This is a genomic window from Pantoea sp. CTOTU50773 (assembly GCF_032082325.1).
Taxonomy (GTDB): Bacteria; Pseudomonadota; Gammaproteobacteria; order Enterobacterales; family Enterobacteriaceae; genus Pantoea; species Pantoea communis.
On record NZ_DAMDQC010000198.1, the window covers coordinates 1 to 7095 of the forward strand.

Sequence of the window (7095 nt, forward strand, 5' to 3'; positions counted from 1 at the left end):
CCTTCAGCGCCGCCGTCATCGGCTTTTCGCCTTTTTCGATATAGCGCGAGATGTTCTCGATCACCACGATGGCATCGTCGACCACAAAGCCGGTGGCAATGGTGAGTGCCATCAGCGTCAGGTTATTGATCGAGAAGCCGAGGAAATACATGGCCGCAAACGTCCCGACCAGCGACAGCGGTACTGCCACGGCCGGGATGATGGTGGCAGGCACATTACGCAGAAACAGATAGATGATCATCACCACCAGACCAATCGCCAGCATCAGCTCGTGCTGCGTATCCGCTACTGATGCTCGGATATTGGTGGTGCGGTCGGTGAGCAGTTTCACGTCTACCGATTTGGGCAGTGTGGCGGTAAGTGAGGGCAGCACTGCACGAATACTATCAGCGGTGGCAATGATATTGGCACCCGGCTGGCGCTGTACGTTGAGCACAATCGCCTGCTGACGGTTAGCCCAGGCCCCGAGCCAGCTGTTTTCCGCACCTTGTTCAATGGAGGCGACATCACCAAGACGCACTGGCGCACCGTTGTTATAGCTGATGATCAGCTTGCGGTAATCCTCGGCGGAGGTCATCTGATCGTTGGCGGCCAGCGTAATCGATCGCGTTGGGCCATCCAGGCTACCTTTGGCGGAATTGACGTTGGCGTTGGTAATCGCGGTGCGCACCGTCTCGCTGGTCAAGCCTAACGCGGCCAGTGCCTGGGTGTTCATTTTCACGCGCACAGCTGGGCGTTGCCCGCCGGACAGCGTCACCAGGCCCACACCGGTCACCTGCGAAATTTTCTGCGCCACACGCGTCTCCACCATGTCCTGCACCTGGGTCAGCGGCATGCTGGTGGTGGTGACGGCGAGCGTCATGATCGGTGGGTCGGCAGGATTGACCTTGCTGTAGACCGGCGGGTTGGGCAGATCGCTGGGCAGCAGATTGGTGGCAGAGTTGATCGCCGCCTGTACTTCCTGCTCGGCGACATCCAAAGAGAGTGAAAGCTGGAACTGCAAGGTCACCACGGAAGCACCGCCGGAACTCTGCGATGCCATCTGCTTCAGCCCTGACATCTGGCCGAACTGACGTTCAAGCGGGGCGGTAATCGAGGACGTCACCACATCCGGGCTGGCGCCAGGATAGAGCGTGACCACCTGAATCGTCGGGTAATCCACTTCGGGCAACGCCGACACCGGCAGAAAACGGTAGCCGAGCACACCCGCCAGCAGAATGGCGATCATCAGCAGCGTGGTCGCCACCGGGCGCAGAATAAACAGGCGTGACGGGCCGCCACTGCTGTCCTGAGGCATCACCTGCATTATTGACGCTCTCCGCGCGCAGGCTGGGCGGCGCGTGTGCTGTGTGTGGCGGTATTTTGCGGTGATACCACTTCAACGGTGGCACCTTCGGTCAGACGATCCAATCCGTCAGTGACCACGCGCTCACCGGCGTCGAGCCCGGCGCTGATTACCACTTTCTGGCTGTCCTGCAAGCCCGCCGTTACGCGCTTCTTGCTCACTTTGTTTTCGCTGTTGACCACCCAGACAAAGTGACCGTCGTTGCTCATTTGTAGCGCAGCCGTTGGGATCACCACCGCATCCTGCAGCGTGTCCACTTTCAGACGCGCATTCACAAACTGATTGGGGAACAGCGTGTCATCCTGATTATCAAATCGCGCTTTGAGTTTGATGGTGCCGGTAGTGGCATCAATCTGGTTATCGAGGCTGAGCAGGGTGCCGCTGGTGAGCAGGGTTTTGTTGCTGCGATCCCAGGCTTCGACTATCAGCGGCTGGCCGCTTTTTTGTGCCTTGAGGATCTGGCTGATGTTGTTCTCGGCGACGCTAAACACCACGTCAATCGGATGGGTTTCAGTGATCACGACCAGGCTAGTGGTATCGCCGGACGTAATGTAGTTGCCGACATCGACCTGCTTCAGGCCTACGCGACCGGATATCGGCGCGGTAATGCGGCTGTAGGTGAGATTGAGCTGCGCGCTGGCGACGTTGCCTTCATCGGCTTTAATCGTGCCCAGCGTTTCACTCACCAGCGAGCGTTGCGTGTCTAGTTCCTGCTGCGACACCAGTGAGGTTTTCGCCAGTTTTTCATAGCGACTGAGATCGCGGCGTGCATTGGCCAGCGTGGCCTGATCTTTTGCCAGCTGGCCTTGTGCCTGAATCAACGCCACCTGATACGGACGGGGATCGATCTCGGCAAGCAGCGCACCCGCTGCGACCTGCTGACCTTCCTGGAAATGCAATGCCATCAGCTGGCCGTCAACGCGACTGCGTACCGTCACGGTATTGGCGGCGGTAACGGTGCCAAGCCCGCTGAGATAGTAGGGAACGCTCTGGGTCGTTGCGGCAGCGGCCTGCACCGGTGCTAAAGGACGGCGATTAGCCCCGCCTGCGCCGCGGCCATGATGCTGCTGGCCTTCGGCTTGCGGCTGCTTACTCGGTTCCGCAGGATGCTGCCACCAATAATATCCACCCGCCAGTGCGGCAATCACGACAACGGTTATCAGGCTTGTTTTCAGTCGACTGTTCATCTGCTTGCGTGCTCTCCAGCGGTTTCGTATTCCCCAAATGCGAAAGCAAAATGGCCGTTTCGCAAACGAAATGATTGTAGACGCCCGGGCCGGGCAAAAATTGAAGGAATTAAGAATATCTCCGCTAGCGGGCTAAGTATTCATATTGTGTAAACATTTTGGCAGGAAAACGCATAAGCGCAGCGATTTCCTTTGCTAAGCTCAAAGGCAGTCATGTCTCGTTTCAATAAGGAGAACAAAATGAGTCAACAGAAAACCCGTCAGCTTGGCGACAGTGGTATTCAGGTTCCGCTTCTCACTTTTGGCGGCAACGTTTTCGGCTGGACAGTCGACGAGAAAACCTCGTTCTCACTGCTCGACGCGCTGGTAGAAAAAGGACTGTTCTTTATCGATACCGCGGACGTTTATTCGCGCTGGGCTCCCGGTAATGAAGGGGGCGAGTCTGAAACTATCATTGGTAAATGGCTGAAAAAAAGCGGCAAGCGCGACAGTATTGTGCTGGCGACGAAAGTGGGAATGGAGCTGTCTCCGGAGAAAACCGGGCTAAAACCGGCTTACATCCGTCAGGCAGTGGAAGATTCGCTGCGTCGTTTGCAAACCGATGTGATCGATCTCTATCAGGCGCACCGCGACGACCAGGATACGCCGCTGATCGATACACTGAAAGCCTTTGATTCGCTGATTAAAGAAGGCAAAGTGCGTGCAATTGGCGCCTCCAACTACAACGCAAAACGCCTGCAGGAAGCGCTGGATATCAGTAAAAAAGAGGGGCTGGCGCGCTATGAAACGCTACAGCCAGAATACAACCTGTATGACCGCCAGGAGTATGAAGGTGGGCTGGAGCAGGTGGCGGTTAAAAATGGCCTCGGCGTGATCAACTACTACTCGTTGGCCAGCGGATTCCTGAGCGGCAAATACAAAAAGCCGGAAGATGCCAGCAAGAGTAAACGCGGGCAGGGCATCGTCGAGAAGTATCTTAACGAGCGCGGCAAGCGCATTGTCGAAGCGCTGGAGGATGTGGCGGCTTCACACGATGCATCAGCGACTCAGGTCGCGCTGGCGTGGCAGATTGCTCGTCCGAGCATCACCGCACCTATCGTCAGTGCCACCTCGCTGGAGCAGATTAACGAACTGGTGAAAGCCACTGAGTTAGAGTTGAGTAAGCAAGAGATCGAGGAACTGGCGAGCGCCAGTAAGGCGTAATCCTCACGGGACGCGACGGCGTCCCGCTTTATTTTGTTTTTTTGCCATGCAAAAAATGCCATTTCTGTAAAAACATATTCATTCATAGACCCTTGTCACAGTTGCGTTAATTAACTATCACCCTGCCAATGAGTGCGCACATATTTGCAAAAATTGACATAGCGCCAGCACTATCCTCTGTTCGATCCTTTCCCGTTACATCACAAAAGAATAATGATCATGAACAGAAAAAAAGCAGTGCAGCATATGCCCCGTCTGGCAGCGGGCACCCTGATGTTTGCGATGTTGAGTACATCAGCAATGGCGGCTGATGCATTCAGCTATGACTCACCTTACATGTTCGGCGATTGGGGTGGTTCCCGAACGCAGCTGGAAAAAGACGGCATCAAATTCGACGTCAACTACACCATGGAGAGCGCTTCTAACCTCGGCGGCGGCGCGGATACCAACACTTCCATGCGTTACAGCGATCAGTGGGCGTTTGGCGCCAACTTTGACCTGGAAAAACTGCTGAACTGGCAGGATGCGCAATTCCAGATGACCATCACTGACCGTAATGGGCAAAACATCTCCGATCAGGTCGCCGATCGTCGCACGGGCATGCTCTCTTCAACGCAGGAAGTGTATGGCCGTGGACAAACCTGGCGCCTGACGCAGTTCTGGCTGAGCAAAGGTTTGTTTGATGACGCGGTTAACCTGAAAGCCGGTCGTGTCACTGTCGGTGAAGACTTCGATAACTTCGACAGTAAGTTCCAGAACCTGGCCTTTGGTAGTGGTCAGGCGGGTAACTGGCGTGGCGATCGCTGGTTTAACTGGCCGGTTTCCCAGTGGGGCGGCCGTGTGAAATTCAACATCACCCCGGAAGTGTTCTTCCAGGTCGGCTTTTATAACCAGAACAGTTCCAACTACGATCGCGGCGATGGCTTCCGTCTCGACACCAGCAATTCCGAAGGCAATATGGTGCCGGTGGAACTGGGCTGGAAACCGACTTTCGGTGCCGACAAACTGCCGGGTAACTACCGTATCGGGTATTACTACTCGTCAGCCAACAGCGATAACTATGGCAGCTGGCGCGATGGCGCTTATGAGAGCCAGGATCACGCCTACGGTGGCTACGTGCTGTTGCAACAGCAACTGACAGCGCAGGGCGGGGACGCCAGCCGTGGTTTGGGCGTGACGGTACAGGCAGTGATGAACGACCACAAAACCTCGAAAACTGACAACTACCAGTCCATTAGCTTCACCTGGAAAGGGCCGTTTGATGCGCGTCCACAGGATGAAATCGGTGTCGGTGCGGCGCGTATCCACGTGAATAGCGCCTATACCCGTTCGCTGCGTGAGCAGAACAACGCTAACGGCGAAACTGACTTCAACAGCCCGACCTATTTGCCGATTCAGGATGGCTCGGAATATAACTATGAGATCTATTACAACGCTCAGCTGACCAAATGGCTGCAGCTGCGTCCGAACCTGCAGTATGTGGTGGCACCGGGTGCAGTGAGTGAAGTGAAAGATGCGTTTGTCGGTGGCATCGCGGCGAATATTAATTTCTGATTCGCGGATATAGATGAAAATGGCGGCCAGGGTGGCCGCCATTTTTGTGCTTGTTACCGGCGTAATTCATTGCGCATCGGGCAGTGGACCAATCACCTGCACAATGCGCAATAAAGTGGTTGCAACCGGGTTAACGGAACATCACTTCTGCCCAGCGCGCCAGACCGGCGGTCACTGAGCCAAAGTCATCACCACCCGCAATTGGCGTGTCCGGCAAGGCCTGCTGCAATGCCGCACGCAGCACTGGCGAACGTGCACTGCCGCCGGTCAGGTAGATCACTTCCGGCTTGGTTTCACAGGTGGCGAGTGCCAGATGCACCTGCTCCAGGATGCGCTCCAGTGGCTGGTTGATGGCTTCTTCCAGTTGCGTGGCGCTGATATCAGCCTGCAGTGACTGGGCGATAAACGCCAGCGACGCTTCGGTTTCCGGCAATTCGGACAAGGCGATTTTGCTCTCTTCCGCCGCACGCACCAGACGATAACTCAGCTTCTGCTGCCACACTTTCAGCAGGTGCGCCACTTTGTCACCTTGCTCTGCATCGCGAATCAAATCGCGCAGCAGTTTACTGCTCGCGGCAGAGTAGAAGTCGCTTTGCGCCGGAACATCGTTAATCGCCACCGCGTTCCACCACGGCAGTGCGGGCAGGGCGGTGCCTTTTTGCGTGTTACCGCCCAGACCCAGTAAAGGCATCAGGGTTTTGAACGCGAGGATAATATCCAGATCGTTACCGCCCACGCGGCAACCTGAATGGCCCAGTAAACTTTCGCGGCGGTCGGTTTTATTGCGCCACTCTGGACCCATCAACAGCATCGAGCAGTCGGTGGTTCCGCCGCCGATATCGACCACCAGCACGCGCGTTTCTTTCTCTAACGTTGCTTCAAAGTCCAGCCCGGCGGCAACCGGTTCAAACTGGAATTCCACGTCGCGGAAACCCGCACGCTTCGCTGCACGCAACAGAATACCCTGCGCCTGCTGGTTTGCCTCTTCGCCGCCAAGGCCCTGGAAGTTGATCGGGCGGCCGATCACGGCTTGCTCAATCGGACGGTCGAGTTGGGTTTCGCCCTGCTGGCGAATGTGCAGCATCATGGCGCACACCAGATCTTCGAAGAAGGCGATTTGCTGTGGTTTTAAGCCGTTGGCACCAAGGAAGGATTTCGGTGATTTCACGAACCACACTTCTTCCGGATCGACCATATATTGTTGCAGCGCGGTCAGGCCGAACTGCACGCTGCCTGGCGTGACATCGATATCTTCTTCACGGTTGTAACGCAGTGCGCGCTGAAGCAGCGCGGTACCCTCTGTATCCGGTGTCGGCACCTGATGATGGCGGTGCAGCCATTCGCTGATTGCTTCACGCGTGGGTGCACAAATCATGGAGGGAAGCAGGCGCTGACCCTTCTCCAGTGTCAGCAGGCGCGGTGTACCGTTATCGCTGACCGCGATAGAACAGTTGGCCGTGCCGTAATCGAATCCGATGAACATTTTATCCCCCATGCCAGAAAAAAGGGGGCGACTTTAGCGCAGCCAGCGCGGGCTGGCAATGATCACATTTGTACTTCCTGATAAACGTGATATTGACCACGGCCCGCATGTTTCGCGCTATAGCAGGCGACATCCGCCTGTGACATCACCACATTGCGGACGCAGTTGTACTGATTATTCTGCGTGATCCCGGCGCTGGCGCCCACGTGATAAGGATGACCGTGCCACAGGAAAGTGCATTCGTTGTCCGAAGTGACAATGCGCTGTACCACCTCGCGCGCCTGGTCAACGTGACTGTTCGGTAGCATCACGCCAAATTCACC

The 7095-nt window shown here is 56.1% G+C and carries 6 protein-coding genes; 2 read left to right on the forward strand and 4 right to left on the reverse strand.

Going from position 1 to position 7095, the window contains the following annotated elements; all coding sequences use genetic code 11:
* Positions 1-1306, reverse strand: a 1306-nt coding sequence (locus RT340_RS20790; protein WP_313377627.1) for an efflux RND transporter permease subunit, incomplete at its 3' end; no start/stop codon positions are given.
* Positions 1306-2532, reverse strand: a complete 1227-nt coding sequence (locus RT340_RS20795) for an MdtA/MuxA family multidrug efflux RND transporter periplasmic adaptor subunit (protein WP_313377628.1) — start codon at positions 2530-2532, stop codon at positions 1306-1308. The genes RT340_RS20795 and RT340_RS20790, both read right to left, overlap by 1 nt.
* A 240-nt stretch (positions 2533-2772) precedes the next feature.
* Here RT340_RS20795 and RT340_RS20800 point away from each other — a divergent pair, with 240 nt between their 5' ends.
* Positions 2773-3735: an aldo/keto reductase gene (locus tag RT340_RS20800; protein ID WP_313377629.1), complete on the forward strand. Its 963-nt coding sequence runs from the start codon at positions 2773-2775 to the stop codon at positions 3733-3735.
* Between the two features lie 213 nt (positions 3736-3948).
* Positions 3949-5289: a carbohydrate porin gene (locus tag RT340_RS20805; RefSeq protein ID WP_313377630.1), complete on the forward strand. Its 1341-nt coding sequence runs from the start codon at positions 3949-3951 to the stop codon at positions 5287-5289.
* A gap of 130 nt (positions 5290-5419) precedes the next feature.
* Here RT340_RS20805 and yegD read toward each other — a convergent pair whose 3' ends face one another.
* A complete protein-coding gene (gene yegD / locus RT340_RS20810; protein ID WP_313377631.1) occupies positions 5420-6772 on the reverse strand; it encodes a molecular chaperone in 1353 nt (450 codons plus the stop codon).
* A gap of 62 nt (positions 6773-6834) precedes the next feature.
* The coding region (locus tag RT340_RS20815) for a diguanylate cyclase domain-containing protein (protein ID WP_313377632.1) at positions 6835-7095 on the reverse strand (261 nt) is incomplete at its 5' end.

What these genes read in the sequence shown, in the direction of transcription:
- yegD (WP_313377631.1), bottom strand. Translation starts at nt 6,772, where the DNA reads ATGTTCATCGGATTCGATTACGGCACGGCCAACTGTTCTATCGCGGTC.
- RT340_RS20795 (WP_313377628.1), bottom strand. Translation starts at nt 2,532, where the DNA reads ATGAACAGTCGACTGAAAACAAGCCTGATAACCGTTGTCGTGATTGCC.
- RT340_RS20800 (WP_313377629.1), top strand. Translation starts at nt 2,773, where the DNA reads ATGAGTCAACAGAAAACCCGTCAGCTTGGCGACAGTGGTATTCAGGTT.
- RT340_RS20805 (WP_313377630.1), top strand. Translation starts at nt 3,949, where the DNA reads ATGATCATGAACAGAAAAAAAGCAGTGCAGCATATGCCCCGTCTGGCA.